Here is a 26,917-nt window from a genome sequence, read left to right as displayed (position 1 = left end):
GTACGAGGAGGTAATGTGCCGAAGGGTATCAACCTTCTTGCCACGCCGTCTCGCGGCGCTCACTCCCCGCCTGAGCGGAGGTAGTGAAAGACGTACGTCTGGGTGTAGCCGGCGTAGCGGCCGCCGAGGCGCTCGCGGATGGCCCGCGAGGTATCCGCGTAGTTCCCCCGGTCGCAGTCGGGGTAGTGCTCCTCGATGGCCGACCGAATCCACGTGTCGAGCGGGACGGCTTCGAGGTAGTCGAGCGAGAACAGGAGGACGCAGTCCGCGACCTTGTCGCCGACGCCGACGAACGTCGTCAGGAAGTCGCGGGCGTCCTCGTAGTCGCGGCCGCGGGCCTCGGCGGGCGTCGCCTCGCCCGTGGCGACCATCTCGGCCGTCCGCCGGACGTACGGCGCGCGGTAGCCGAGGCTGAGGTCGCGCAGTTCCTCCTCCGTAGCCTCGGCCAGCCGCTCCGGCGTCGGGTACGCGAAGTACGTCTCGCCGTCGAACTCGACGCGCTCGCCGTAGCTCTCTCTGAGCCGCGACTGCATCCCGAAGATGCGGGAGACGCGCATCTGCGCCGAGCAGATAAAGGAGACGAGACAGCCGAACGGCGGGTCGCGGACGAGCCGCATGCCCGGATACGCCTCGTAGGCCCGCCGAAAGAGCGGGTCGTCGGGCATCTCGGAGACGATGGCGTCGAGGTCGTCGTCGAGGCGGAGCAGGTGGGTCAAAAGCGGGACGGCGTCGAGGTTCGACTCCCACTCCAGCGCGCCGTCGGTCTGGCGGACCCTGACGACCGCAGACTCGTCGGAGACGCCGTCGAGCGGCGGGACGACGGTCTGGTACCACGCGTCGCCGCCGTGGGCCGCGTCGCGCTCGTACATCCGGCCGTCGGGGCGGTCCCAGAGGTACGACTGGCCGCTCTCCAGCGTCGATTGGAGGTCGAACGCTCCGTCGAGGCTCGCGAGGTCGATGACACCCGTCTCCATCGCTTCGACGTTGGGCGCGGGGGATTTGCGGGTTTCGATGCCGGCGGGCGAGGCGGCGACCCGCGGCGCACCATCTCAGGTCGCGTCGCGTCAGCGGTTGCGGCTCACCGGGAAGCTGACGCGGTCCGGGTGGTCGCCCAGACGGTCGAGAATGCGCTCGTACAGCCGGTTTTTGACGCGCTGGGCGCGGGTCGGCGGGACGAGCACGCGGAGCCGGAAGACGACCCACGACTCCTCCTGTGCGACGTTGACCGTCGGACCGTCGGCCACGTCGAGGTCCAGCGGCGACTCGGCGAGTCTGTCCCGGTAGCGCTCCATCGCGGCGTCCATGTCGTCGCCGAGCGCCTCGTCGGCCACCTCCAAGAGGAGTTGCCGGACGAACGGGAGGTCCGTCTCGTAGGACACCTGCACCGGCACCTCGGTCCAGACGCGGTCGAACAGCGCGCCGTAGTTGACGACCTCGGAGGAGAGCACGAGCGAGTTCGGGACGGTGACGGTCCGGCCGGTCGGCTGGTTCGACGCGAGGGGGCCGCCGGTCTCCCAGAGCGTCGTGACGAGGAAGTCGACCTCGGCCACGTCGCCGGAGACGGAGCCGATGTTGACGCGGTCGCCGACCGCGTACGGCCGCTTGACGAGGATGTAGAACCAGCCGATAAAGGAGAGAATCGGCTGTTGGAGCGCGAAGGTGACGGCGAAGCCGATGACGCCGAAGGAGACCAACACGCCGAGCCACTGTTCGGTGAACGCCCCGAGGACGCCGACGAGCGCGACGCCGCCGAGCCCGAGTCGCAGGACGTTCCGAACGTCGTGGGCGCGGCGGCGGTCCGCGATGCGCGCGACGAGGAACGCGGCGAGAAAGCGGTAGACGCCGTAGGCGACGAGCGCGACCGCGGCGGCCGACAGCCCCGTCGAGAGGAGCAGGTCGGCGTTGGGCACGTCGAAGTCCGAAAGCGGGGTCGTCGCGCGGACGAGCGCCGAGAGGACCGCGGCGAGGAGTCCGGCGGCGAACGCGCCGAGACCGAGGCGGCGAGACATACCGTGGCCGTCGGGTGGGCGACCCAAAAAGGTGTAGTCGAACCGAGGCGAGGGGGGCGGCGACCTCAGTTGCGGATGTGGAGGTCCGTGAGGTTCGCGAGGCGGTCGGCGACCGCGCTGTCGAGGCCCTCGCGGGTGACGCGCCACTCCCAGTTGCCGGTCTGCGTGCCGGGGGTGTTGAACCGGGCGTGCGAGTCGAGGCCGAGGAGGTCCTGCGTCGTCGTGAACGCGAGGACGGACGCGGAGTTCCAGACGGCGTCGATGATGGACCAGTGAATCTCGGAGCCGTCCGCGCCGATGTTGTAGTGGAGGCAGTCGCGGGTGCGGTCGTCGAGGTCGCGGTAGTAGCCGACGAACGTGTCGGTGTCGTGGGTCGAGGTGTAGGCGACGGAGCTCTCGGGGTAGTGCATCGGCTGGTACATGTCGCCCTCGCGGCACCAGTCGGCGTACTGCGGGACGCGCATGCCGGGGAAGGCGAACCGGTCGCGGAGGTCGACGAGCGAGGGGTCGAGAAAGCCGAGGTCCTCGACGATGAAGGGGAGTTCGCCGAGTTCGCGCTCGACCGTCTCGAAGAAGTCGTGGCCGGGCGCGTCGCGCCACTCGCCGTTTCCGGGGTCGTCCGAGTCGGCGTCGATGGCCCAGAACTCGTCGAAGCCCTTGAAGTGGTCGATGCGGGTCACGTCCACGAGGTCGAACAGGCGGCGGAGGCGGTCGAGCCACCAGCCGTAGCCGTCCTCGCGGAGCGTCTCCCAGTCGTACAGCGGGTTACCCCAGCGCTGGCCGGAGTCGTCCGGGTTCGGCGGGACGCCGGCGACCACGGCGGGTTCGTTCGACTCGGCGAGGTCGAACGCCTCGGGGGCGGCCCACACGTCGGCGCTGTCGAGCGCGACGTAGATGGGGAGGTCGCCGACGAGCGTGACGCCCTTCTCGTCGGCGTAGTCGGCGAGGGCGCGCCACTGCTCGTCGAAGCAGAACTGGACGAACTCGCGGTAGCGAATCTCGTCGGCGTACTCCGCGCGGGCGTCGGCGAGCGCGTCGGGGTCGCGGGTCTTCAGCTCGGTCGGCCAGTCTATCCACGCCCGCCGGAACTCGTCTTTCAGGGCGGCGAACAGCGCGTAGTCTTCCAGCCAGCCGGCCTCGCGCTCGCGGAAGGCGTCGAAGGCGGCGCGGTCGTCCTCGGTGGCCTCGACCTCGAAGCGGTCGAAGGCGGTGCGGAGCCGCGAGCGCTTGTACTCGCCGACGCGCTCGTAGTCGACCGCGTGGGGGTCGAAGTCGGGGACTGGTTCGAGGTCGTCGTCGGTGAGCCACCCGCGCTCCGCGAGCCCGGTGAGGTCGATGAGAAGCGGGTTGCCGGCGAACGAGGACGTCGATTGGTACGGCGAGTTCGCCATCGCCGGCTCGGTCGGCCCGAGGGGACAGAACTGCCACATCGACTGTTCGGCGTCGGCGAGGAAGTCGACGAAGGCGCGCGCGCCGTCGCCGAGGTCGCCGATGCCGTGGGGTCCCGGGACCGAGGTGACGTGCATGAACACCCCGCTCTGTCGAGAAAGTCGCATACCCACAGGGTCCGCGTGCGACCCAATTGGTACTTTGGGTCGAAACGGCGGGCCGACGACGAGGGCACGACCGCGGGGGAGGGGACCGCGTCGGGCCGACGACGGCACAATAGTTGTGCTAGCAAATCGCACGAAATCGGGCGCGAGCGGGCGTCGCTCGCGCCCGTCTCAACAACACTTATTCTCCCCCGTCCGTTCCGTGCGCGTATGAGTGAAATCGCTGTCATCCTCCCCGACGGGACGGAACTCTCCGTCGAGGAGGGTGCGACGGTGCGAGACGCCGCGTTCGCAATCGGCCCCGGCCTCGGCAAGGACACCGTCGCCGGCGTCGTCGATGGCGAACTCGTGGACAAGGAGACGCCGCTCCACGACGGCGCGGACCTCGTCATCGTCACCGACCAGTCCGACGAGTATCTCGACGTGCTCCGCCACTCGGCGGCCCACGTCTTCGCACAGGCCCTCCAGCGGCTCCACCCCGAGGCCAAGCTGACCATCGGCCCGTGGACGGACGACGGCTTCTACTACGACGTGACGAGCGTCGACCTCGAACAGGAGGACCTCGAAGCCATCGAAGACGAGATGCGCGACATCATCGAGGAGGACCTCGACATCGAGCGCGTCCTCGTCGACCGCGAGGAGGCCCTCGAAAAGTACGCCGACAACCCCTACAAGCGCGACATCCTCGAAGACGAGGCCGCCGGCGACGACGAGCTGTCGTTCTACCAGCAGGGCGAGTTCGAGGACCTCTGTAAGGGGCCGCACGTCGAGTCGACGGGCGAAATCGGCGCGGTCAAGCTCCTGAACATCTCCGCCGCCTACTGGCGCGGCGACGAGGAAAACGACACGCTGACGCGGGTGTACGGGACGGCGTTCGAGTCCGAATCGGACCTCGAAGAGTTCCTCGACATGCGCGAGGAGGCAAAGGAGCGCGACCACCGCAAGCTCGGCCAGGAGCTGAACCTGTTCGCCATCGACGAGACGACGGGGCCGGGCCTGCCGCTGTACCAGCCGAACGGCAAGCGCATCCTCGACGAGCTCGCGGACTACGCGAAACAGCTCAACCTCGACGCGGGCTACGACCCCGTCGAGACGCCCCACCTGTTCCGGACGGAGCTGTGGAAGAAGTCGGGCCACTACGAGAACTACGTCGACGACATGTTCCTCCTCGACGTGAACGACGAGGAGTACGGCCTGAAGCCGATGAACTGCCCCGGCCACGCGACCATCTTCGACCAGCAGTCGTGGTCGTACCGCGACCTGCCGGTGCGCTACTTCGAGGACGGGAAGGTCTACCGGAAGGAACAGCGCGGCGAGCTGTCGGGCCTCTCGCGCGTCTGGTCCTTTACCATCGACGACGGCCACCTGTTCGTCCGCCCCGACCAGATAGAAGACGAGATCAACCTCATCATCGACAACATCCTGACGGTGTTCGACACGTTCGGGCTCGACGCCGAAGTCGCGCTCGCCACGCGCCCCGAGAAGTCCGTCGGGAGCGACGAAATCTGGGAGCAGGCCGAGACGCAGCTCCGCGCGGTCCTCGACGACAGCGGCATCGACTACGGCATCGAGGCCGGCGACGGCGCGTTCTACGGCCCGAAAATCGACTTCGCGTTCAAGGACGCCCTCGGTCGCAAGTGGGACGGCCCGACGGTCCAGCTCGACTTCAACATGCCCGACCGCTTCGACCTCACCTACACGGGCGAGGACAACGAGGACCACCAGCCGGTGATGATTCACCGCGCGCTCTACGGCAGTTACGAGCGCTTCTTCATGGTGCTCATCGAGCACTTCAACGGCAAGTTCCCGTTCTGGCTCGCGCCCGAGCAGGTCCGCATCCTGCCCATCTCGGACGACCAGCTGGGGTACGCGAAGAAGCTCCGGTACGAACTCGGCGACTTCCGCGTCGACATCGAGGACCGCTCGTGGACGCTCGGCCGGAAGATTCGGGAGGCCCAGACCGACCGCGTCCCGTACATGGTCATCGTCGGCGGCGACGAGGAAGAAGCCGGAACCATTTCCGTCCGCGACCGCAAGGAACGCGAGGCCAAGGACGTGAGCGTCGAGGAATTCCGCGACCACCTCCGGGGCGAATACGACGAAAAGCGCCCCGAGCCCGACTTCCTCGCCGACGAGGAGTGAAGCGCCCGGCCGTCAGGCGGTAACTGATTCTCTGTTTCGGCGGTTCCGCGCCGCCGCGTCCAACTCCCGCCGAACCGTCGTTCGGAACGACTCGTCTCTGATGAGGTTCGCGAGCACGCCGAAATGTCCGCAGTCCCACTCGCGGCGATTCGGCCTCGGGACGCCCCACTCGTCGAGGAGCGCGCGGGCCGTCGAGACGGGAGCCATCTCGTCGCGGGTCCCGACGAACGGGAAGACGCGTTCGGGCGCGAGACACGGGTCTTTCGGCGGGTTCAAAAGCGGCGCGAACTCGTGGAGCGCCGCGCCGGTCCAGCCGGCGGCGTCGAGCGCGTCGTCGATGTCGAGCAGTCTCGTGAGTTCCCCCGCGAGGAGCGTCTGGTCGATTGCGCCGGGCATCCCCGCGGGGAACAGCAGGTCGGGGCGCATCGACTCGGGCCAGTCGCCGCACCGACCGCCGACGTGGAGCGCGATTGTGCCGCCGAGGCTGACGCCGCCGACGCCGACGACCGGCGCGCCCTCGGTCCGCGCCCAGTCGGTGAGAACGGCGGTCTCCAGCGCGGCCGCCGAGTAGAGCGTGAACAGGCCGACGGGCGCGCGGGCGATGTAGGGCTCGCCGCTGTACCGGCCCAGTAGCTCGCGCCGGCCGTGCCACGGCGCGTCGGGAAGGACGACCCGGTAGCCCTCGGGGGCGAGCGCGCGGCCGACGTACTCCTCTTCGGGCCAGTAGGTGAGCTGGTCGTCGAACGTCCCCCAGCCGGAGTGAAAGACGAGCGTCGGTAGGTCGGCGTCGGTGGCGTCGGCGGGCTCGTACACCCGCGCGGTCGCCCGGTCGCTGAGGTGCGGCGAGGGCGACCGGAAGCGGAGCAGGTACTCGACGGTTCCCGGCCCGCGAACGGTCGCGGAGCGCTCGACGCGGGGGAACTCCTCGGCCGCGCTGGACTCGGCGAAACCGTACAGTCGCTCGGGTTCGGCGAGCTCGTGGTGCCAGCGGGTCCGCGCGTCCTCGGGCGACGGCGTCTCGAACTTCACCGGCGGCACGAGGTGTTCTTTCGGGAGGAAGCCGAAGATGTCGGTCGGTTTGGCCCGCCGTTCCGACACCTCGCGGCGCTCGCGCTCGACGGCGACGCGCTCGTCGGGCGTCGACTCGGCGTCACCCCAGAAGACGCTGTCCCAGCGCTCCATCGTCTCGTCGTACGCGCCGCGGAGGCGGGCGTACTGCGCGAGAGCGCGTTCGATTCGGTCGTGGAGGTGCGGCGCGGGGGGCGCGCCGACCTCGCGGAGGTAGGCTTCCGGGCCCTCCGAGAGCGCCACGTCGGCCGCGGCCCGAGCGCGGACGACGCCGAACTCGCGGGGGAGCGAACGAGTCTTGAACGCCTCGAACGGGCGCGAGGTCAGCAGTCGGCCGGCGGGCGAGGTGAGAAACCGGTGTACCGCCGGAGTTTCGAGGTGGTCCATACCGTGTGATACGAGTGACACGATAATGACCCTAGGCCCGCGTGCCGGGGAGTGAGAACGGTCGGGGTCGGTCGACGGTTAGGCCGAATCGAACCGCCACCGCGTCGCGTCGGCGGGGAATCCGGACCACGCCAGCACGCGCTCGGGTCGAATCCGAAACACCGGCGTCCCGTGGCGAATCCCGTACTTCGCCTCGTAGGCGTCATCGATGCGAGCGAGCGTGGTTTCGTCCGCCGTCTCCGCGTCCAGTCGCTCGGCGACGCCTTCGAGGATGACCACGTCGGTCCCGCTTTCGGTGTGGACCGCGAGGCGCGGGTCGCGAGCGAGGTTTCTGACCCATCTGGTCCGCTCGCCGCCGCCGCAGTGGAACGCGCCGTCGACCCAGACGCCCCAGACCGGGCGGGCGTGCGGTCGGCCGTCGGGACGGGTCGTCGCGACCCAGAACACCTCGCCGTCGGCGAACGCGGTTTCGACGACACGCCACTCTAGAAGCCCTCCCTTCGAGTCGGGAATGCCGTAGCTCGCTTCGGTCTCGGGGCGGTCGCGGGTGGTCGCGGGCGGCGCGTCGTCGGGCATGAGACAGAGAGGGGCCGCGAGGGGGTAAGCGCGAGCCTACCACGCCGTGAGCGCGTCGGTCCCGTGGGTCCACGTCAGGGCCGCGAGGAAGGCGAGGACGCCGGTGATGGCCGCCGCGCCGCCGACGAAGAACACCCACTCCATGCCGACTTCGGCCATGAGGTAGCCGCCGAGGAGGGGCGCGACGACGCTGCCGGGCCGCCAGAGGAGTTCGCGGATGCCGAAGCTACTGGCGACGCCCGCGCCGCCGGAGCCCTCGTCGGCGAACAGCGCCATGCTGGCCGGTTCGCGGAGGCTGTCGGCGACGCCGAGCAGACCCGCGAGGCCGACGAGCGGGAGGAACGCGGGCGAAAGCGGACCGAGCAGGGGGAACGCCGCGGGGAGCGCGAGCGCCTCGCCGACCGCGGGCGAGAAGGGGACGGCGAGCGCGATGAGGCCGTAGAGGCCGCCGCCGACGAAGACGAACCGCGCGCGGCCGTAGCCGTCGGAGACGCGGCCGGTGTAGGGCTGACAGAGCATGTTGGTGAACTTCTCGGCGACGACGGTGGCGGCGACGGCGATGCCGCCGTATTCGAGACCGCCGGAGGCCGCGGAGACGCCGGCGTAGATGGGGACCCACGTCCGGACGAGGGTGACGGCGACGGCGTACTGGACGCGGAACGTCGCCATCGTCAGGATGCGCTCGTTGAGCGCGAGGTCGGTGAACGGAAAGCCGCGGACGCGGGTCTCGTCCGGCGGGAGGAACACCCAGATGGCGACGACGGCGATGGTCAGGAGAACCGTGATGACGACGAAGATGGGCGTGAAGCCGAACAGGTCGTAGAGGATGCCAGCGCTGATACTGCCGAGGATGGAGGCCGCGAAGCGGGCGGCGTTCGCCTTCCCGATGTGGTTCGCGCGCGTCCCCTCGCGGGCGAGTTCGCCGACGAGCGCGAGCGACATCAGCCCCGCGCCGGTGACGGCGACGCCCTGTGCGGCCCGCGCGACGATAAACGAGAGACTGGAGTCGACGAGCGGAAAGGCGGCGTAGACGACCGCGCCGAGACCGACCGTGCCGGCGAGCACGAGGCGTTTGTCGTGGCGGTCGCCGGCCCACGACAGCGGCACGACGGCGACGGTCTGGGCGAGCGTGAACCCGGTGGTGAACATTCCGATGACGAAGCCGCGGGAAAGCGAGAAGCCGCCGAGCGCGAGGCCGCCGAGGGCGAACTCGGGGACGACGACCGCGCTCGGGTCGAGTTCGTTGATGTACTTCGGAAGCAGGGTGACGAGCGTGATGAAGCCGAAACCGCCGGCGAACCGAGTGAGATACAGCGTCCAGAATCTGAGGCGGGTGCGGTCCATGGGCTCTGTGCGGCCAACCGGCGAAAAGAAGTTCCGGAACCGGCGGTCGCCGTCGGCGAGATAAAAGCCCGTCAGATAGCGGCAGTGGGCTTTATCGTTCAGGACGAGTGACACATTGTATGGAACAGGTGGGTGGAGAGACGACGGCGAGAGGCTCGGAGACGCGCCTCGTTCGGGTCGAGCGGGAGATGAACGACCACGGTGCGATGACCGTTCGGGTGGTCGAAACCGGAGAGCTACGCACCGTGGTGGCGTGTTCGACTTCGGACCTGCGAGCGCGACTCGCCTCGACGGCGGCGGGCGCGGAGTTCCCGCTTCGACTCGCCCCGTCGCCGGGGCGCGGGAACTCGTGGGTCGCGCTCGGGCGGTGAGTCAGGAGTCGAATAGGAGTTTCGCGCCGACCGCGAGGCCGCCGAACAGCGCCACGAGCACCGCGCCGGCGACGACGTCCGACCCGAACAGCACCCCGAAGTCCGGGGTGAGCGCGGCGAGGAACCGTCCGGGGTCGAAGCGGTCCTCGACGCCGATAGCCAGTCCGAAGACGACGGCGACGAGGAGCGTGATGAACACGAGGACCGCCCCGGTCCTGTCGTTTTGGTTCATACTCGTAGCGTTCGGAGCGGGATATAAAACACCCGAGGGCGCGAGTGAGTCGACTATCCGACACGAACGCACGTCGAGCGCCCGGACTATCGGTGCGAGTTCGAGATGAAAGAATGGGCCGGACGCGATTTGAACACGCGACCGTCTGATTAAGAGTCAGACGCTCTGCCTAACTGAGCTACCGGCCCTTGCAATCTCTCGTAACTGCCGGTAGGTAAAATGACTTTCCTTTCTGTACGACGACGGCAGGGACGCACACGCGCGAAACAACGGACAAACGGTGGGTGTTAAGTGGCGGCCGACCGGAGTAGCGGGCAACGATGAGTGCAGGGGTCAGCATTTCCTCGATGTCTACGTACGCGATACTCGGCTGCGGGAGCGTCGGGCACGCGGTCGCCGAGGAACTGACAGACGAGGGAAAAGACGTCCTCATCCTCGACAAGGACGAAAGCCGCGTCGAAGCCCTGCGCGACCAGGACTTGAACGCGCAGACGACCGACATCGCCGACCCGGAGCTCGCCGACGCCGTCGCCGGACGCGACGTGATTCTCATCCTCTCGTCGGACGTCGAGGCCAACAAGGCCGCCGTCTCGACCATCCGCGACCGCGACGAAGACCAGTTCATCGTCGTCCGCGCCTCCGACCCCGTCTCCGAGGACGAACTGACGAAGCTCGGGGCCGACGTGGTCATCAACCCCTCCGAGGTCATCGCCGACTCCGCGCTCCGGAGCGTCGAGTCCGGCGAACTCGAATACAAGGCCCGCCAACTGGCCGATATCCTGCGCGACACCGACCACGGGATGGCCATCCTCACCCACGACAATCCCGACCCCGACTCGCTCGCCTCGGCGGTCGCCTTACAGGCCATCGCCCGCGAGTACGACGTCGAGGCCGACATCCTCTACTCGGGCGACATGGGCCACCAGGAGAACCGGGCGTTCGTGAACATCCTCGGCATCGAACTCACCCCGCGGAGCGACTCGAAACCGCTCGAAGAGTACGGCGCGGTCGCGCTCGTCGACCACATGAAGTCGGGGATGCCCGACCTCGGCGACGCCGACATCACGGTGTTTATCGACCACTTCGAACCCGACGACGGCATCGACGCCCGCTTTACCGACGTGCGGCCGAACGTCTCGTCGACCTCTACGATTCTCACGAAGTACATCCAAGAGTTCGACCTCAGCCCGTCGCAGGCGGTCGCCACGGCGCTCCTCTACGGGATTCGCGCCGAGACGCTCGACTTCAAGCGCGACACGACCCCGGCCGACCTGACCGCGGCGGCGTACCTCTACCCCTTCGCCGACCACGACACGCTCGAAAAGGTCGAGTCGCCGTCGATGTCGCCGGAGACGCTCGACGTGCTCGCAGAGGCCATCCAGAACCGCGACGTGCAGGGGTCGCATCTCGTCTCGAACGCGGGGTTCATCCGCGACCGCGACGCGCTGACGCAGGCGGCCCAGCACCTCCTGAATCTGGAGGGCATCACCACGACGGCGGTTTTCGGCATCGCCGACGACACCATCTACCTCGCGGCGCGGTCGAAGGACATCCGCATGAACATCGGGAAGATTCTGAGCGACGCCTTCACCGGCATCGGCGAGGCCGGCGGCCACTCCACGCAGGGGTCGGTCGAGATTCCGCTCGGTATCTTCACGGGCATCGAGTCCAACGACGACAACCGCGACACGCTCCTCCAACTCACCGAGGAGGCGGTAAAGCGCAAGCTCTTCCGTGCGATGGGCGTGGAGGGCGGCGAGAGCGGAAACGGAAGTTAGAGCGTCAGGCGACGAGCGACTCTTCGTCTTCTTCTGGGTTCTTCAGGCGCTCGATGACGTCGTTGATGAGGATGACGTCGCCGACGGCGCGAACCCACCGATACGGGATGAGAACGCCCTTCCCGGGTTCGATTTGGTTGCGGAACAGTTCGTCGTTCAGCGCCGTCAGCGCGAGGCCGGTGACCGTCTCGTGGTCCAAGTCGAGGCGGACGTCTTCGACCTCGCCGACGAACACACCGTTGTTCGAGTAGACCTCCCGGCCTACGAGCGTCGTAATCTCTTCGGGCGTCCCGTCCATATCCGCCAACATGGGATGCCGGGTCTTAATTGTTCGTAGCCCGGGAGTCGGGGCGCAGACGCGCGGCAGACGGGCGTCCGACGCCGACGGGAAATCGCCGGATGGGGACGTGTTGTTCGGTTGAGAAGACGGCGAGAGAGTCGCCGCGAACGACGGGTGAGACGAGGGGGCGAAATCGGGGCGAGACAGAGGCCGAGAGCGGGGTGCGTTACCGCCGCGGCGCGACCAGTTGAATCGGGTGTTGCGTCGGGCGGCTGAGCAGCGAATCGAGCTGTTCGAGACAGGAGGTGCCGCTGGCGACGACCGTGCGGTCCCTGTTCTCGTCGGTCTGGAACTGCCCCTGTAACTCGGAGCCGACGTCGACGCTGAGTTCGTAGTACTCGGACTTGTAGCCGAACGAGCCGGCCATGCCGCAGCACTCCACGTCGGAGGTGGCGACGTCGTAGCCGAGGTCCGAGAGGACCGCCTCGGTGTGGCCTTCGAGACCGAGCGTGCGCTGTTGGCAGTGACTGTGGTAGGCGACGCCCTCGCCCGCGCCCGCCGAGAGCGCGTCGGCGTCAGCGCCGTGGTCCAGCAGGCCGAAAACGTACTCCATGACCTCGTAGCTGGCCTCCGAGATGCGCTCGAAGGACTTCTCGGGGAGGAACTTCTCGTACTCGGTTCGGAACATCGCGAGGTCCGACGGCTCGATGACGACGATGTCGCGGCCGTCGTCGATGTGCTCCGCGAGGCCGGCGTACACGTCGTGGGCGTGGTCCTCCGCGGTCGCAATCATCCCCTGCGAGAGCGGGGCGCGACCCGAGGAGCGAACGTCGGGGACGATAACGTCGACGCCGAGGGCTTCGAGGGTACGGACCGCGGCCTTCCCGCGTTCGACCTGCACGTGGTTCGTGTACACGTCGGGGTAGACCACGGCGGTTCGAACCGGGTCGTCGACCCGCGAGGTTCGGCTCTCGAACCAGTCTTTCAGCGTCTCGCGCCGGAATTCGGGGAGTTCGCGGCGGGCGTCGATGCCGAGGAAGCGCTCCATGAGGTCGCGGGAGACGTCGAGTCCGGCGGCCCAGTTGGAGACGGGCGCGAAGAAGCTCCCGACCTTCGCGGCCGTCTCGAAGTTACCGAAGAAGCGCTTCTGGAGACTGACGCCCCCGGGTTCCTCGTCGGGGGTGAGTCCCTCGACGAGCCAGTCGAGTTCGGAGACCTCGCCGCGGTTGATTCTGTCGCGGACGACCGTGTTTATCCACGGGATGTCGATTTCGACCGGGCAGGCGGTGGTACACCGGCTACAGCCGGTACAGAGGTCGTTGAACTCCGCGGCGCTGTCGAGGCCCTCGACGCCGGCCTCCCAGCCGGTGCCGATGCCGCCGGAGTACGTCTCGCCGCCGAAGGCGTGACCGCCGACGTGCTGGAAGTTGGCGCAGACGTTGGAACACGCCGAACACCGGATGCAGTAGAGCGTCTCGCGGAGTTGGTCGTCCTCGCGCATGTCGAACCGCCCGTTGTCGATGAGGACGAGGTGGAAGTCGCGGTCCGTCTCGGTCGCCGAAAGCGGCGTGTCGGGGGCGTCGAAGTCGACGGTCGGCGACTCGACCGGCGGCGTCAGAAGCGAGATGTAGGAGGTGATGTCCTGTCCCGTTCCCGACTTGCCGATGAGTTCGACGAAGGGCCGGAGGTCCTCGACGGTCGGGATGACCTTCTCGACGCCGGCGACCGCGACGTGCGTGTCGGGCACGACGGCCGTCTTCCGGGCGTTGCCCTCGGAGGTGACGAGCGCCATCGTCCCGGTGTCGGCGGTGATGAAGTTCGCGCCGGTCATGCCGACGTCCGCGCCCTCGATGAGTTCGCCGAGCTGTTCGCGGGCGAACATGGTGAGTTCCTCCGCGGTTTCGAGGGGTTCGTCGGGTTCGAACGTCTCGTTGAACAGGTCGGCGATGGCGTCCCGCGACTTGTGGATGGCGGGCGCGACGATGTGCGACGGCGACTCGTCGGCGACCTGCAGGACCCACTCGCCGAGGTCGGTCTCGACCACGTCGATGTCGGCGGCTTCGAGGTCCTCGTTGACCTCTATCTCCTCGGAGGTCATCGACTTCGACTTGACGACGCGCTCGGCCTCCTTGTCCTCGCAGACCTCGCGGACGTACTGGTTCGCGTCGGCCGCGTCGTCGGCGATGTAGAGCGTGCCGCCGTTGGACTCGACGGTCTCGCGCAGTTGGTCGATGAGTTCGGGGAGCCGCTCGATGGCGTCTTCCTTGATCGCCCGCGCTTCGGACTTCAGCCCGTCGTAGTCGTCGAGCGACTGGACCGACTCGTAGCGACCCTCGTTGAACCCGCGGGTGCTCGTGCCGACGGCGTCGCCCTCGGTCTCCATCAGTTGTCGAATCTTCGCCGCCTTGGCCTCGCGCGCCTCACTCATCGATAATCACCACGTGGACCTCCTTCGGACCGTGCGCTCCCTTCACCAGCGCGCCCATGTCGGCGGTGGCGCTGGGGCCGGTGGCGATGATGGCCGAGGAGTGTCCCGTGCGGAACTCCTCGCCCAGCCAGTCGAACGCCTCGGGCATCCCGGGGACGATATCCGACCGCCGGAGGACGGCGACGTGGAGGTCGCCGAACAGACTCACCGGTTCGATGCCGTCGGGCGTGCCCTGCACGACGACGCTGCCGTAGTCCGCGATACCCAGCCCCGCGGCCGTGATTCCGGCGTTCGCCTCGCGGAGGTCCGCGGGGGTCGGGTCCGTGTTCACCCAGTCGGGGAGATCGACCCCGTCGTACGGGAGTTCCACGCCGATGGTCGGGTCCGAACAGACGCTTTCGAGCGCGTCCGCCAGCCCATCGGGAGACGCGTGTGTCCAGCCTACTTCGAGTCGTTCGAGGGAGTCCTCGAACGTCGCAACCGTGCCGGTTGACATACGTGGAGCTAGCGCGTTCTACATAATCGTTCTTCGGGTTCAGACACCACGCTGTCGGTTAATTATGAACGATTCGAGTCAGGGGAATCGGCCGACTGCTTCGTCCGCGTCGGCGACCGTTCCGGCCGCCTCGCGCTTGCCGGCGGCGGACTTCGTCACCGCGTAGGCCTGCACGACGAAGTAGCCGGCCCAGAGGAGGTAGCCGCCGGTCCCGCTGCCGAGGACCGTCGGGGCCGTCCGGAACGTCGCGAGGCCGAGAGTGGTCAGCCACGTCCCGACGAGGAGGACGCTGAAGTAGCCGTAGAAGCCCGTCGCCCACCACATGCCGACGACGCGCGCCCAGCCGGGTTGGACGTGTTCGGGGAGCCGCGTCGTGTTCATCACGAGGACGAGGGCGGTGTAGGGCCACATGATCACGCCGGACATCGCGGCCCCGACGACGAGGAAGAAGAACGGTTCTTGGCCCTCGAACGGCGAGGAGAAAAGCAAGATGATGACGACGCCCCAGACGCAGAAGGCGGTGAGGAGCCGCCAGAACAGCTTCGGGAGGTCCCAGCCGGCCTCGCGGCCGTAGGACTCGTAGAGGGCGTCGGCGCTGTTGCGGACGAACGACTCGACGATGGCGTACTCGGTGGTAAACAGCGCGACGAAGAGGACGGCGAAGACGAGAAACGAGCCGACCGGGCCGAGAAGCGGGACGACGTCGCCGAGCCACATCTGGATGGCGTTGGCGGTCGACCCCGACGCGTAGCGCATGGCGACGCTCATCAGCGCGGGGGCGACGAGGAGCAGGCCGAACACGAACGTGAGCAGGTGTTCGAGTTGGACGACGCGCCACCAGCCGCGCCAGCGGCGGAGGTTCGTCAGCGTCGGGCGGAACGCGAAGCCGTCGCGCTGGATGGGTTCGGGGTCGTCGCCGCGGAGCGGGTTCTTCACGCGCCCCTGATAGTTGCCCATGCCGTAGCCCTTCTCCCGCATCCAGAGGCTCTGCGAGAGGTTCAGGTAGCCGCCCGCGCCGGCGAAGGCGAGGCCGCCGAGGAAGACCGCGATGTCCAGTCCATCGGGGAGCGTTCCGACCGACCCCGCGGCCGCGGGGAGGTCGGCGAACTCGACCCACGAGCCGGTGACGGCGACGAGGAGCAGGGCCGCGCCGATGGCGACGAACAGGAGGCCGATCTGGAACACCTCGACGGCGTTGTACATGACCGACGACACCTGATACGAGAGCCAGATGACGCCCATGAGGGCGGCGGCGACGAGTTTCCACGTCGCGAGCGACGCGCCGAAGAGCGCGACCGACCCGTCGAGTCCGAGCGCCGTGGTGGCGACCTGCGCCGCGCCGGCGGCCCACCCCGGCCAGCCGAGGCTGATGAGGCCGCCGACGAGGAACGCCCACGGCCAGTACGACCCCACGCGTGCGAACGCGCGGAAAATGCTCTCGCCAGTGGCGAGCGTCCAGCGCTGGAGTTCCGTGTTGATGAGGAACTGCGTGAAGACGCCGACGACGAACGCCCAGAACACCGCCCAGCCGTACTGCGCGGTCAACACGGGCCAAAAGAGCGTCTCGCCGCTCCCGAGCGACGCCCCGAGCATGATCGCCGAGGGGCCGACGACGTGGCCGACGCGCGGGACCCGCGGGAGGTCGGCGAGGCGGAACGACCCGCCGTCGCCCGACTCGGGGTAGTCGTCCGAGTCGTCGGACTCCTCCAGTTCCTCGTAGCGAAGCGGGAGATACCACGTGCCGCGGTACTGCTTTCCCTCGACTTCGGAGGCGTAGACGTCGTCGCCGCCGGCGACGCTCGGTTCCGTCGAGGGCGCGGACTCCGAGAGGTCCGAGAGGTCCGCGTCGGAGTCGTCCGACTCGTCGAGCGCGTCCGACCGCGCGGACGCGTCGGCGTCGGAACCGGGGCGACCGTCGCTCACGAGACGGGACACCCCGGAACGGAACTATCGGACGGCGAATCGCTTGACATCGATGCGTTTGCCGGAATTGTGGCCCGATGGTGTATAAATTCGTAGGGTGGCTGTGGCGTTCGAAAGCCGGACTACCCGCCGAGGAAGTGCCAGATGTGGCCGCGCTCTTCCGGCGGGTCGACGCCGGGCAGTTGCTTGAGCGCCGGCTGAATCGCGTTCCACCAGCCCTCGGCCGACTCGAAGCCGGCGGGGTAGTCGTGGTACACGTCCCGCAGGAAGTCCGCCTTCTTCGCCTCCGGGTGGTCGGTGAGGTACTGGTACGCCGCCGACAGCGCCTCGCGGCGGGCGTCGAGCATCGGGCCGCTTCCGGGAAGGTCCGCGCGCTCGATGGCTGACGAGACCGCGGGCGGGTGGTCGAGGGCGTCCGAGTCGTCAGGACCGTCGGCCTCGCCCGAGGCCCCGGTTTCGGAGGGCGAAGTCGGGTCGGTCGAGTCGGCGGCCCGCCCCGATGTCGACTCCCCGCGGGCGGGCATCGGAACCCAGAACACCCGGCTCCGAGCGCCGACCTTCCGGGTGGCGAGGTCGCCGCGTTCTTCGAGTTCGTTCAGTTTGTTGTGCGCGGTGCGCCGCGAGCAGTCGAGCGCCTCCATCACGTCGGTGGCGGTTAGCGGGCGGGCGACATCGTCGCGCTCCGCGAACACGTCCAAGACGGCGTCCAGCGAGATGCGTCCCACGTACTGTCCGTGCTCGTTTCGAGAGCGCGCGCGAGACTCATCGTCCATGATAATTCCAGTTTACACGACTGCATAAGCCTTTGCACACGAGTGCATTACCTATTCACTCGTGTATTATGGCCGGGAAACACGTATGAATCGGTTAATTCGAGAATCGGTTTTTCCAAAATTGGCTCCGAACACGAATCGCCAGGATAGACCGTGATAGTTGCGAATTGGGCGTTTAACGCCATCTTTGACTCGGTATCCACGAGTGAACTGGGTTGTGTACTTCGGGTAAGTCGACTGCCACCAGTATGTCATGAATAGCGACGAACGATAGATATTTATCACAAAAGTTGTGTAGCGGATTCCACGATGCACCGCATCAGGCACGAATCTGGAACGGCACAGGCTGGAACGAACTGTGGGGGTGTGCGGCATGGTTAACGCGACCGACGCGCTCGTCGCCCTGCTCCCGCTCATCACTATCGCCTATCTGATGGTCGGGCGGTACTGGCCCGCGACGCGGGCGATGCCCGTCGCGTGGGTCGTCGCAATCGGGGCCGGCGTCCTCGGCTGGGGCATGACGCCGCAGTGGATTATCGCCTCGACCATCAACGGCTTCATCACCGCCTCGAACATCCTGTACATCGTCTTCGGGGCGATTCTGCTCCTGTACACGCTCAAGCAGACCGGCGCGTTCGACGCCATCAACAACGGCTTCGCCTCCATCAGCGAGGACCGCCGCGTGCAGGTCGTCCTGCTCGTGTTCCTCATGGGCTCGTTCATCGAGGCCGCCGCCGGCTTCGGCACGCCCGCGGCAATCGTCGGCCCGCTCCTCGTGGGCCTCGGCTTCCCGCCGCTCGCGGCTGTCGTGGTCGCGCTGACGGGGAACCTCATGGCCATCACCTTCGGCGCGGTCGGCACGCCGCTCATCATCGGAATGATAGACATCTTCGACGACGTGCCGGTCATCACGAACGCGCTCGACGCGCAGGGCATGGGCGTCGAACAGTGGGTTTCCGAAATCGCCGTCTTCGCGGCGATGAACCACGTCGTCGTCGGCATCCTGCTTCCCTTCATCGGCGTCGCGATGATGACGCGCTTCTTCGGCGAGGAGCGCTCCATCAAGCCGGCGCTCGCAGTGCTCCCACTCACGCTGTTCGCGTGGGCGTCCTTCTCGGTGCCGTACTTCCTGACGGCCTACTTCCTCGGCCCGGTGTTCCCCGGCCTCGTCGGTGCGATGGTCGGACTGCTTCTCACCGTCTCCGCGCTCAAGGCCGGCTTCTTCCACCCCGACGAGGAGTGGGACTTCGCGCCGCAGACCGAGTGGCCCGACCACTGGGTCGGCGACATCCAGCCCGGCGAGACGAGCCAGCGCGGCGGCGCGGTCGCCGCCGACGGGGGCGCGGTCCAGCAGATGCCGCTTTGGAAGGCGTGGACGCCGTACGTCCTCGTCGCGGCGCTGCTCGTCGTCACCCGCGTGTTCGACCCGCTGACGGGGTTCCTCACGTCGAACCTCGTCTTCGAGTACGCCGACATCTGGGGCACGGGGCTGGCCGGCGACTTCCAACTGCTCTACCTGCCCGGCGCGGTGTTCCTCGTGGTCCACCTCGCCACCATCGGCCTCCACGACATGGACGCGAAACAGGTCAAAGCCACGTGGGCCGAGACCGTCGAGAAAGTCACGCCGGCGGTCATCGCGCTCCTGTTCGCGGTCGCGACCGTCCAAATCATGCTCCAGTCGGGCAACGCCACGGGCACCGACAGCATGCTCATCGTCCTCTCTGAGGGCATGGCCGGCATCGCGGGCGGCGTCTACCCGTTCTTCGCCGCCTTCGTGGGCGCGTTCGGCGCGTTCCTCGCGGGGTCGAACACCGTCTCCGACATCCTGTTCGGCACCTTCCAGTACGGCGTCGCCGACCAGATCGGCACGCCGAAGACCGTCATGCTTGGCGCGCAGGCGGTCGGCGGGGCCATCGGCAACCTCATCGCCGTCCACAACGTCGTCGCCGCGCTCGCGGTCGTCGGCCTCGTCGGCGAGGAGGGCCGCGTCATCCGCCTCGAACTCATCCCGCTTCTGTACTACGGGACCGCGACCGGCGTCCTCACGCTCCTGTTCAGCTACGTGCTGTTCCCGGGCGTGTTCTGAGCGCCGGCGTTTTCGATTCGACTCGACTCGACTCGTCCGACTGAACCAACCCGAACCGAACCGACTCGCAAACCACCCGCGCGCGACCCGGAGCGACGCCCGTCACCGGGTGTCTTTATCCGTTCACGCCAACCGACATACGACAGAGCTAATCAATGGCATCCAACACGCACGAACCGGCCACCGACCCCGCGCTCGCTGGCGATTACGACTACGTCAGCGACGACGTCGAGCGGCCGGGGCTGGTCGACGACCTCGAATCCCTCGTCGAGGGCGACGTGCGCTTCGACACCTACACGAGAACGCTGTACGCGACCGACGCGTCGGCCTACGAACAAGTCCCCATCGGCGTCGTCATGCCGACCTCGACGGCCGACGTGGCGGCGGTGATGGAGTACTGCGCCGACCGCGAGATTCCCGTGCTCCCCCGCGGCGGCGGCACGAGCCTCGCCGGCCAGACCGTCAGCGAGGCGGTCGTCCTCGACCTCGTCCGCCACATGGGCGGCGTCGAGGAGATCGACCCCGAAGCGGGGACGGCCACGGCCGAAGCCGGCGTCCGCCTCGGCGAACTCAACGAGGAGCTCGCGCCTCACGGCCTGAAGTTCGCGCCCGACCCAGCGTGGGGCGACCGCTCCGCGCTCGGCGGCGCGATCGGCAACAACTCCACCGGCTCGCACTCGCTGAAGTACGGCAAGACCGACTACTACATCGAGGAGTTAGAGGTCGTCCTCGCGGACGGCACGGTGACGACGTTCGGCGAGGTGAGCGTCGACGAACTCCGCGAGTCCGGCGACCCCGACGGCGACCTCGAAGCGCGCATCTACGCGGAAGTCGCGCGGATACTCGACGAGGAGGCCGACGAGATTGCAGAGCGCTTCCCCGACCTGAAGCGCAACGTCTCGGGCTACAACCTCGACATGCTCGTCGACGAGATGCGCGGCGAGCGCCGCACGCCCGACGACGCCGGCATCGACGACGACTGGGAGGCCGGCCGCGTCAACCTCGGCCGGCTCATCGCCGGGAGCGAAGGCACCCTCGGCATCGTGACGAAGGCGACCGTCTCGCTGGAGGCGATTCCGAACACCGCGTCGGTGGCGCTTCTCACCTACGACGACGTCATCGACGCGATGCACGACGTCGCGCCCATCCTCGAACACGAACCCGCCGCCGTCGAGGTGATGGACGACGTGCTTCTCGACCTCGCGCGCGACACCGCCGAGTTCGCCGACGTGGTCGGGATGCTCCCCGAGGGCACGGACTCGACGCTCCTGGTTGAGTTCTACGCCGACTCCGACGAGGCGGGGAAACAGAAGGTGGCGAACCTCATCGAAGACCGCGTCATCGACCCCGACGGCACCGAGTTCGACCCCGACGAGGGCTCGGCCTCGGTGACCGAAAAAGAGCGCCGCGCGACCGACTTCATGGAGGCCCACGACGCCGACACCCGCGCGAAGTTCTGGAAGATGCGCAAGTCGGGGCTGCCGATTCTCCTCTCGCGGACGACCGACGAGAAGCACATCGCGTACATCGAGGACACCGCCATCCCGGCCGAGAACCTCCCGGCGTACGTCTCCGACTTCCAAGACATCCTCGACGAGCACGACACCTTCGCGTCGTACTACGCCCACGCGGGGCCGGGCGTCCTGCACATCCGCCCGCTGGTCAACACGAAGACGGCCGAGGGCGTCGAGACGTTCGAGGCCATCGCCGACGAGGTGACGGACCTGGTCGTCAAGTACGGCGGCTCCGTCTCCGGCGAGCACGGCGACGGCCGCGCGCGCACCCAGTGGAACCGCAAACTGTACGGCGACCACCTCTGGAACGTCTTCCGCGACCTCAAGACCGCGTTCGACCCCGACTGGCTCCTCAATCCGGGGAACATCTGCGGCGACCACGACATGACCGAGAACCTCCGCTTTTCCCCCGACTACGAGTTCGACGCCGGCTTTGAACCGGCGCTGAACTGGGACAACGACAACGGGTTCGAGGGCATGGTCGAACTCTGTCACGGCTGTGCCGGCTGTCGCGGCCAGCAGTCCACCGTCGGCGGCGTCATGTGTCCGACGTTCCGCGCCGCCGAAGAGGAGATTCAGGCGACCCGCGGCCGCGCCAACATGCTCCGGCAGGCCATGAGCGGCGGCCTCCCGGAAGACGAGCTGTTCACCGACGAGTTCGTCGACGAGGTGCTCGACCTCTGTGTCGGCTGTAAGGGCTGTTCGAAGGACTGCCCCAGTGAGGTGGACATGGCGAAGATGAAAGCCGAGGTCGTCCACGAGTTCCACCAGCGCAACGGCTCCAGCTTCCGCGACAAGCTGTTCGCCAACATCGACTCGCTGTCCAAACTCGGGTCGGCGGTCGCCCCGCTCGCCAACGCGGCGACGAAGGTGCCGGGCGCGCGGACGCTCATGGAGAAGACCGTCGGCATCGCCAAGGAGCGCTCGCTTCCGACGTTCCATTCGACGAGCTTCGTCGAGTGGTTCGAGAGCCGCGGCGGGGCGGGCGTCCCGGAGGCGGCGGCCGACCGCAAGGCGCTGTTGTTCCCCGACACCTACACGAACTACAACCATCCCGAGGTCGGGAAGGCCGCCGTGGCGGCGCTGGAGGCCGCGAACGTCCACGTTCGGATTCCCGATGGCGTCGCCGGCTCCGGTCGGCCCCCGCACTCGAAGGGCTTTCTCGACAAGGCCCGCGCCGACGCCGAGCAGAACGTCGAGGTGCTCGAACCGTACATCGAGGAGGGCTGGGACGTCGTCCTCTGTGAGCCCTCCGACGCGGTGATGTTCCAGTCGGATTACCTCGACTTGCTCTCAGGCGACGACGTGGCGGCCGTCGCCGAAAACGCCTACGGCGTCATGGAGTACGTCGACGCGTTCCGACTGGACGAGTCGCTGTCGTTCCGCCCGCAGGACGACCACCTGACGTATCACGGCCACTGCCACCAGAAGTCCACGAAGAAGGACCACCACGCGGTGGGCGTCCTCCGCCGCGCCGGCTTCGAGGTGGACCCGCTGGACTCGACGTGTTGCGGGATGTCCGGATCGTTCGGCTACGAGGCCGAACACTACTCCATGTCGAAGGCCATCGGAAACATCCTCGAAGGGCAGGTCGCCGAGAGTCCGGGCGACGTGGTCGTCGCCCCCGGCGCGTCCTGCCGGACGCAACTGGAGGACATGGACGGCGCGACCGACGACCCGCCGCACCCCGTCGAGGTGCTCGCGCGCGCCATCGACGCGTAAGCGACACCGCGGCGGTACTTCGACGGTCCTCCGACGGCGCTTCGACGGCGCGGCACCGCGGGCCCGACTCGGACGCGACGCCGACCGCCGTCGCTCCTCGTTTTTCGTCGCAGATACGTTTAGGGCGCTCGGCGGCCAACCGCGGGACGACCGAGATGCGAGGAATGCCATGACACCGATGGAACTCGACGACGTGCGCGTCGACGCGTACATGACGACCGGCGTGGAGACCGTCGGCCCGGGCGCGTGGGTCACCGACGTGGTCGACAAACTCAAGGCCGGCCCGCAGTACGGCGGGCTCCCGGTCGTCGACGACGAGCACCGCCTCCTCGGGTTCGTCGGCGCGATAGACCTCTTGGAGGTCAACGGCGACGTGCGGGTCGAGTCGGTGATGAGCCGCGACCTCGTGGTCGTCCGCCCGGAGATGACGGTGAAAAACGCCGCGCGCGTCATCTTCCGCACCGGCCACCAGTTCCTCCCCGTCGTCGACGACGACCGGGTGCTGCTCGGCCTGTTTTCGAACGGCGACGCGGTGCGGAGCCAAATCGAGCGGACGACGCCCTCGAAGGTCCAGAGCACCCGCGAGATGCTCGAACGGACCCACGACACGTCCATCGGCGTCGACGAGCGGGAAGTCGAGGTCGGCTCGCTGATTCCGACCCAGCGGGAGGTGTACGGCGACGAGCTCGAAGGCCGGAAGTACGAACTCCAGAACGGCCTCGCGGAGCCGCTCATCGTCGTCTCCCACGGTCCCGAGACGCTGCTCGTCGACGGCCACCACCGGGCGATGGCCGCGAGGCGGCTCGGCATCGACCGGATGCTCGCGCACGTGCTGACGGTCTCGCCGGAGGAGGTCGACGAGTTGGGTCTGCGCAGGATGGCCCGCCTCGGCGGCCTCCGGTCGCTCGCGGACGTGGAGGTCAACGACTACCTCCAGCACCCGCTCATCGAGAAGACCGAACAGTAGGCGGACGGGAAGCGGGAGGGCGTGAACGGTGGGTGCGGCGGGCTACTCGGCGAGGTCGTCGAGCGCGTCGCCGAAGGCGTCGAGGCCGGGTTCCATCGCCTCGGGGTCGCCGCCGAGCGAGATGCGGAACGACCCCGGCGCGTCGAAAAATCGGCCGGGAACGACGAGGACGCCGCGGTCCCACGCGGCGTCGACGACCGCGTCGCCGTCGGCCGAGGCGTGGTCGAGGAAGGCGAACGTCCCGCCGGCGTGGATGCGCCCGTCGAGGTCGTCGCGGTCGGCGACGAACGTCGCCAGCAGGTCGTGGTTCGCCGAGAGGTGTTCGCGGGCGGCGGCCTCGATGTCGTCGCCGTGGTGGAGCGCGCGCCGGGCGAGCTTGGTGCTCGGCTCGGCGACCGCGGGCAGGTACATCGACGCCGAGCGGGCGCGCTCGACGACCTCCTCGGGCCCGATAATCCAGCCGACGCGGAGGCCGCCGAGCCCGTAGAACTTCGTCAGCGACCCGGTGACGACGGTGTTCTGCAGGCCGGACGCGGTGGTGCCGCCGAAGGGGCCGTCGACCGCGGGGTCGACGAAGGGCGCGTACACCTCGTCGACGAGGAGGTAGCCGCCGGCGTCGCCCGCGGCCGCGGCGACCTCGGCGAGTTCGGCGCGCGGCGTGAGTTTGCCCGACGGGTTGTGGCGGTTGGTGACGATGGCGTAGGCGAAGGCGTCGGTCGAGGCCCCGTCGAGGCGGTGCGGTTCGAGTTCGTAGTCGTACTCTGGCGGGCGGACGAAGCGGTCGACGCGCGCGCCGAGCGCCTCCGACGTGGCCACGAGCGGCTGATAGCCGGGTTTTTCGACGAGTACCTGCGGGCGCGGGGCGTCGGCTTCGTCGCGGTCTTCGTCGGCGTCGGTCGCGAGGTCGAGGAGGGCGCAGGCGGCGAGGAAGTTCGCGTTCGTCGCGCCCGCGGTGACGAGGACCGACGACTCGGAGACGCCGTAGCGTTCCGCGAGCTGGCCGGCGAGCGTCGCGTCCTCGGGGTCCGAGCGACCCGCGAGAACCGGCGGAACGAGGTCGTCGCCGCGCCGGGACGAGCCGAGGTCGCTCGTCGCGAGGTCGTGGGTGGCCTCGGCCGCCCGGTCGACAATCCACTCCAGATAGGGGATTCCGGGAAACGTCGTCGTCATTAGGACTCCTTCGCGGTCGCTCCCGTAAGTCGTTGGGGTCTCGGGGACATCGGCCGCAGGCGGCGGGGCTCAGCCGCCCGACGGCCGGGGGAGCGGCGCGGCGTCGTTCCGCCAGTCTTCGATGCGTTGTCTGGCCCACGCCACCGCCGGCCGCGACTCGTTGTAGATGATTCCCGCGAGGCCGCGCTCGGAGTACGCGACGAGAAACGCGACGGGGCCGTCCGGGAGGTCGGAGACGACGAGGCTGTAGGGAAGCGAGTCGACCGACTGAAGCGAGAAGGAGTCGACCGACCACGCTTCGGCGAGCTGCGGCCGATAGGCGGTGACGAGTCGCTGGATCACGTCGTCGGTGGCGACGAGGTCGACCGGGGTGCCGTTTTGGACGACGGTCCGGTAGTAGGCGTCGACCTGCGAGGGGAGCGCCCCGCGGACGCACCCGCGCACCGACTCGGCCTCCTCGACGAACGACGTGAGCTTCGAGAGCGCGGGGCCCGAACCCCCGTCGGCGACGGCGATGGCCTCACAGCCGTCGAGGAACGCCGGCGCGAGCGGCACGTCCGAGTCGAGCGAGTCGAGCACCGCGGCGGCCGCGTCGATGTCGTCCAGACACTCGACGAAGTGCGAGTACGTGTCGAGCGCCATTCGACCGGCGAGCGTCGGGCGATGGACGCCGTCTTTCGTCTCGACGAAGCCCGCGCTCTCTAGCTCGCGGAGCCCGCGGTCGACCGTCGACCGCGACACCGGGAGGTCGCCCGCGAGTTCCGCCGTCGTCCGAGGCTGGCGAACGACGGCGGCGAGCACGTCCGCCCGCGACGCGAGCACGTCGAACACCTCATTCGCCTCGGGCTGAACCATGTCGAATCTCATGCGCGTGTTACTACTTAAATGGCAGGAGGGAAGAGCGTTAGAATATAAATGAACGAATTGCTTTTATAGTTCGAGTCATCCGCTGAGTGAGTGATGCGATGGGTGAAGTAAAGCGTGTAGCGGGAGTAGAAGGGTGTGCCGGGGTGCCTCTGACAACCGGCTTATCGTCCGAACCGGGGTGCCCGGTCCGGTTCGGGCGTCAGAAGGGGAAGACATTCCCCTTCACATTTTGCTTCGAAACGCTTCTTCGACGAGCGGAATCGCCGTCTCCACCGAGTCGCCGCGCGCGAGGTGCGCGTCGCACGAGCAGTCCGACGAGCCGAAGCCGTCGACGCCCGCCGCACCGAGCGACGACGCGAGTTCGGTCGCCACCGCGCACTCCACGTCGCGGTCGGTGACGCAGACGACGCGCGCGAGGTCGACGGCGGGGGAGCCGCCGAGGTAATCGACGTGCCAGTGGCGAGCGTCGTGGTCGCCGGCGGCGACGCGTCGGTGGCGGAGAACGCGACGGAGACCGCCCGTCCCGAACGCGCTCCCGACGTAGACGTAGGCTCCCGCCGAGAGGCGGTGTTCGCCCAGCGCGCCGACCTCGATTGTCGTCTCGGGCGCGTCGAAGACCAGCGCGTAGGTCCCGACGGGCGAGCGGGAATCGAGCGCCAGCGGGTCGGCGTCGGTGCCGAGGACCGCGGGGTCGAGCGAGTGGACTGTCGGGGCGACGTCGGTCGGGTTCCGCGGGGCGGTCATAGTCGGAGTACGTCCGTCCGGTTACGAAAGCTCGGCGGGTCGCTTTTCGGCGTTGTCGAGGAGGACCGCAAACAGGTCGGCCGCGGCGGCGTCGAGGTCGTAGACGCTGTGGACGTCGTCGGGGTCGCGGCCGCGGCCGCTGGCGACGCCGACGGCCTTGGCGATTCTGTCGTAGTTGTCGCGGACGAGACTGCCGAGGAGGCCGGGCATTCCGGCTCGGTCGGTGAGCTCTTTGGCGGCGGCGCGACCGGCGTACACGCGGCGCTCTCGGCGATCGACGAACACCATGGCGAACGGCACGTCCGCGAACTGGGCGTCGAGGAACGCCTGCGCCGCGTCGTCGTACCACGAGATGGCTTCCACGTCGTCGAGGCGCTTCAGCGCCGACGCGGCGACCGAGCAGTAGGCGCATTCGCCGTCGTAGATGAGCACGGCGTCCGCGGACTCGTTCATACCTTTCGTCGGGACGCGGAGAACAAAAACGGCG

22 protein-coding genes and 1 tRNA gene are annotated in these 26,917 nt (G+C 68.2%); 6 read left to right on the top strand and 17 right to left on the bottom strand.

The window, feature by feature from the left end; all coding sequences use genetic code 11:
• Positions 1 to 59 precede the first annotated feature (59 nt).
• The 3 genes from FY251_RS14165 to malQ all read right to left on the bottom strand — a co-directional run bounded on the left by FY251_RS14165 (position 60) and on the right by malQ (position 3,565).
• Complete coding sequence (locus tag FY251_RS14165) at positions 60 to 974, bottom strand: DNA-3-methyladenine glycosylase (RefSeq protein WP_148415664.1); 915 nt, start codon at positions 972 to 974, stop codon at positions 60 to 62.
• 90 nt (positions 975 to 1,064) lie between these two features.
• Positions 1,065 to 2,009 carry a mechanosensitive ion channel family protein gene (locus tag FY251_RS14160; protein WP_148415662.1) on the bottom strand — a complete coding sequence of 315 codons (945 nt, stop codon included), beginning with the start codon at positions 2,007 to 2,009 and terminating at the stop codon, positions 1,065 to 1,067.
• 65 nt (positions 2,010 to 2,074) lie between these two features.
• Positions 2,075 to 3,565 carry a 4-alpha-glucanotransferase gene (malQ, locus tag FY251_RS14155; RefSeq protein ID WP_148415660.1) on the bottom strand — a complete coding sequence of 497 codons (1,491 nt, stop codon included), beginning with the start codon at positions 3,563 to 3,565 and terminating at the stop codon, positions 2,075 to 2,077.
• Positions 3,566 to 3,772: 207 nt separating this feature from the next.
• Between malQ and thrS the strand changes: the two genes are divergently transcribed.
• Positions 3,773 to 5,704: a threonine--tRNA ligase gene (thrS, locus tag FY251_RS14150; protein WP_148415658.1), complete on the top strand. Its 1,932-nt coding sequence runs from the start codon at positions 3,773 to 3,775 to the stop codon at positions 5,702 to 5,704.
• A 12-nt stretch (positions 5,705 to 5,716) separates the two neighbouring features.
• Here the strand turns inward: thrS and FY251_RS14145 are convergent, their stop codons facing one another.
• The 3 genes from FY251_RS14145 to FY251_RS14135 form a co-directional block, all read right to left on the bottom strand.
• Positions 5,717 to 7,159 (bottom strand): alpha/beta hydrolase family protein, encoded by a 1,443-nt coding sequence (locus tag FY251_RS14145; protein ID WP_148415656.1) that lies wholly within the window; start codon positions 7,157 to 7,159, stop codon positions 5,717 to 5,719.
• Between the two features lie 78 nt (positions 7,160 to 7,237).
• The gene (locus FY251_RS14140; protein ID WP_148415655.1) at positions 7,238 to 7,735 is read right to left on the bottom strand and encodes a pyridoxamine 5'-phosphate oxidase family protein; all 498 of its coding nucleotides are present in this window, start codon (positions 7,733 to 7,735) and stop codon (positions 7,238 to 7,240) included.
• Positions 7,736 to 7,771: 36 nt separating this feature from the next.
• Complete coding sequence (locus tag FY251_RS14135; protein ID WP_148415653.1) at positions 7,772 to 9,079, bottom strand: MFS transporter; 1,308 nt, start codon at positions 9,077 to 9,079, stop codon at positions 7,772 to 7,774.
• A gap of 119 nt (positions 9,080 to 9,198) precedes the next feature.
• Here FY251_RS14135 and FY251_RS14130 point away from each other — a divergent pair, with 119 nt between their 5' ends.
• Entirely contained in the window at positions 9,199 to 9,450 is a 252-nt protein-coding gene (locus FY251_RS14130) for a hypothetical protein (RefSeq protein WP_148415651.1), read from the top strand.
• 1 nt (position 9,451) lies between these two features.
• Here FY251_RS14130 and FY251_RS14125 read toward each other — a convergent pair whose 3' ends face one another.
• Positions 9,452 to 9,682, bottom strand: a complete 231-nt coding sequence (locus tag FY251_RS14125; RefSeq protein WP_148415649.1) for a hypothetical protein — start codon at positions 9,680 to 9,682, stop codon at positions 9,452 to 9,454.
• Positions 9,683 to 9,796: 114 nt separating this feature from the next.
• Positions 9,797 to 9,870: transfer RNA gene (locus FY251_RS14120), tRNA-Lys, on the bottom strand.
• A gap of 132 nt (positions 9,871 to 10,002) precedes the next feature.
• Between FY251_RS14120 and FY251_RS14115 the strand changes: the two genes are divergently transcribed.
• The gene (locus FY251_RS14115) at positions 10,003 to 11,460 is read left to right on the top strand and encodes a DHH family phosphoesterase (protein ID WP_148415647.1); all 1,458 of its coding nucleotides are present in this window, start codon (positions 10,003 to 10,005) and stop codon (positions 11,458 to 11,460) included.
• Between the two features lie 4 nt (positions 11,461 to 11,464).
• Here the strand turns inward: FY251_RS14115 and FY251_RS14110 are convergent, their stop codons facing one another.
• From FY251_RS14110 to FY251_RS14090, 5 genes are all read right to left on the bottom strand, one after another.
• A complete protein-coding gene (locus FY251_RS14110; protein WP_004041580.1) occupies positions 11,465 to 11,758 on the bottom strand; it encodes a PRC-barrel domain-containing protein in 294 nt (97 codons plus the stop codon).
• A 208-nt stretch (positions 11,759 to 11,966) separates the two neighbouring features.
• The gene (locus tag FY251_RS14105) at positions 11,967 to 14,168 is read right to left on the bottom strand and encodes an LUD domain-containing protein (protein WP_148415645.1); all 2,202 of its coding nucleotides are present in this window, start codon (positions 14,166 to 14,168) and stop codon (positions 11,967 to 11,969) included.
• Entirely contained in the window at positions 14,161 to 14,664 is a 504-nt protein-coding gene (locus FY251_RS14100; RefSeq protein WP_148415642.1) for an LUD domain-containing protein, read from the bottom strand. The genes FY251_RS14105 and FY251_RS14100 overlap by 8 nt, the downstream gene beginning before the upstream one ends.
• Before the next feature lie 78 nt (positions 14,665 to 14,742).
• The gene (locus tag FY251_RS14095) at positions 14,743 to 16,587 is read right to left on the bottom strand and encodes an Nramp family divalent metal transporter (RefSeq protein ID WP_148415640.1); all 1,845 of its coding nucleotides are present in this window, start codon (positions 16,585 to 16,587) and stop codon (positions 14,743 to 14,745) included.
• A gap of 122 nt (positions 16,588 to 16,709) precedes the next feature.
• On the bottom strand, positions 16,710 to 17,360 hold the full coding sequence (locus FY251_RS14090) for a helix-turn-helix transcriptional regulator (protein ID WP_148415638.1): 651 nt from the start codon (positions 17,358 to 17,360) through the stop codon (positions 16,710 to 16,712).
• Between the two features lie 373 nt (positions 17,361 to 17,733).
• On the opposite strand from FY251_RS14090, the gene FY251_RS14085 reads away from it, so the two are divergent.
• The 3 genes from FY251_RS14085 (at position 17,734) to FY251_RS14075 (ending at position 23,649) form a co-directional block, all read left to right on the top strand.
• On the top strand, positions 17,734 to 19,446 hold the full coding sequence (locus FY251_RS14085; protein ID WP_148415636.1) for an L-lactate permease: 1,713 nt from the start codon (positions 17,734 to 17,736) through the stop codon (positions 19,444 to 19,446).
• Between the two features lie 155 nt (positions 19,447 to 19,601).
• A complete protein-coding gene (locus FY251_RS14080) occupies positions 19,602 to 22,682 on the top strand; it encodes an FAD-binding and (Fe-S)-binding domain-containing protein (RefSeq protein WP_148415634.1) in 3,081 nt (1,026 codons plus the stop codon).
• A gap of 178 nt (positions 22,683 to 22,860) precedes the next feature.
• Positions 22,861 to 23,649, top strand: coding sequence for a CBS domain-containing protein (locus FY251_RS14075; protein ID WP_148415896.1), 789 nt, complete (start codon positions 22,861 to 22,863; stop codon positions 23,647 to 23,649).
• Positions 23,650 to 23,691: 42 nt separating this feature from the next.
• On the opposite strand, the gene FY251_RS14070 is transcribed toward FY251_RS14075, so the two are convergent.
• The 4 genes from FY251_RS14070 to FY251_RS14055 form a co-directional block, all read right to left on the bottom strand.
• Positions 23,692 to 24,819, bottom strand: coding sequence for a pyridoxal phosphate-dependent aminotransferase (locus FY251_RS14070; RefSeq protein ID WP_148415632.1), 1,128 nt, complete (start codon positions 24,817 to 24,819; stop codon positions 23,692 to 23,694).
• A 69-nt stretch (positions 24,820 to 24,888) separates the two neighbouring features.
• A complete protein-coding gene (locus FY251_RS14065) occupies positions 24,889 to 25,686 on the bottom strand; it encodes a winged helix-turn-helix domain-containing protein (protein WP_148415630.1) in 798 nt (265 codons plus the stop codon).
• A gap of 222 nt (positions 25,687 to 25,908) precedes the next feature.
• Positions 25,909 to 26,430, bottom strand: coding sequence for a DUF123 domain-containing protein (locus FY251_RS14060; protein WP_148415628.1), 522 nt, complete (start codon positions 26,428 to 26,430; stop codon positions 25,909 to 25,911).
• A 21-nt stretch (positions 26,431 to 26,451) separates the two neighbouring features.
• Positions 26,452 to 26,883 (bottom strand): DCC1-like thiol-disulfide oxidoreductase family protein, encoded by a 432-nt coding sequence (locus FY251_RS14055; protein WP_148415626.1) that lies wholly within the window; start codon positions 26,881 to 26,883, stop codon positions 26,452 to 26,454.
• Positions 26,884 to 26,917 lie beyond the last annotated feature (34 nt).

Origin of the sequence: Haloferax sp. KTX1 (assembly GCF_902410085.1) — an archaeon.
GTDB lineage: Archaea > Halobacteriota > Halobacteria > Halobacteriales > Haloferacaceae > Haloferax > Haloferax massiliensis.
The sequence above is the reverse complement of the archived record's forward strand: the minus strand, read 5'-3'. Positions and strand labels throughout refer to the sequence as shown.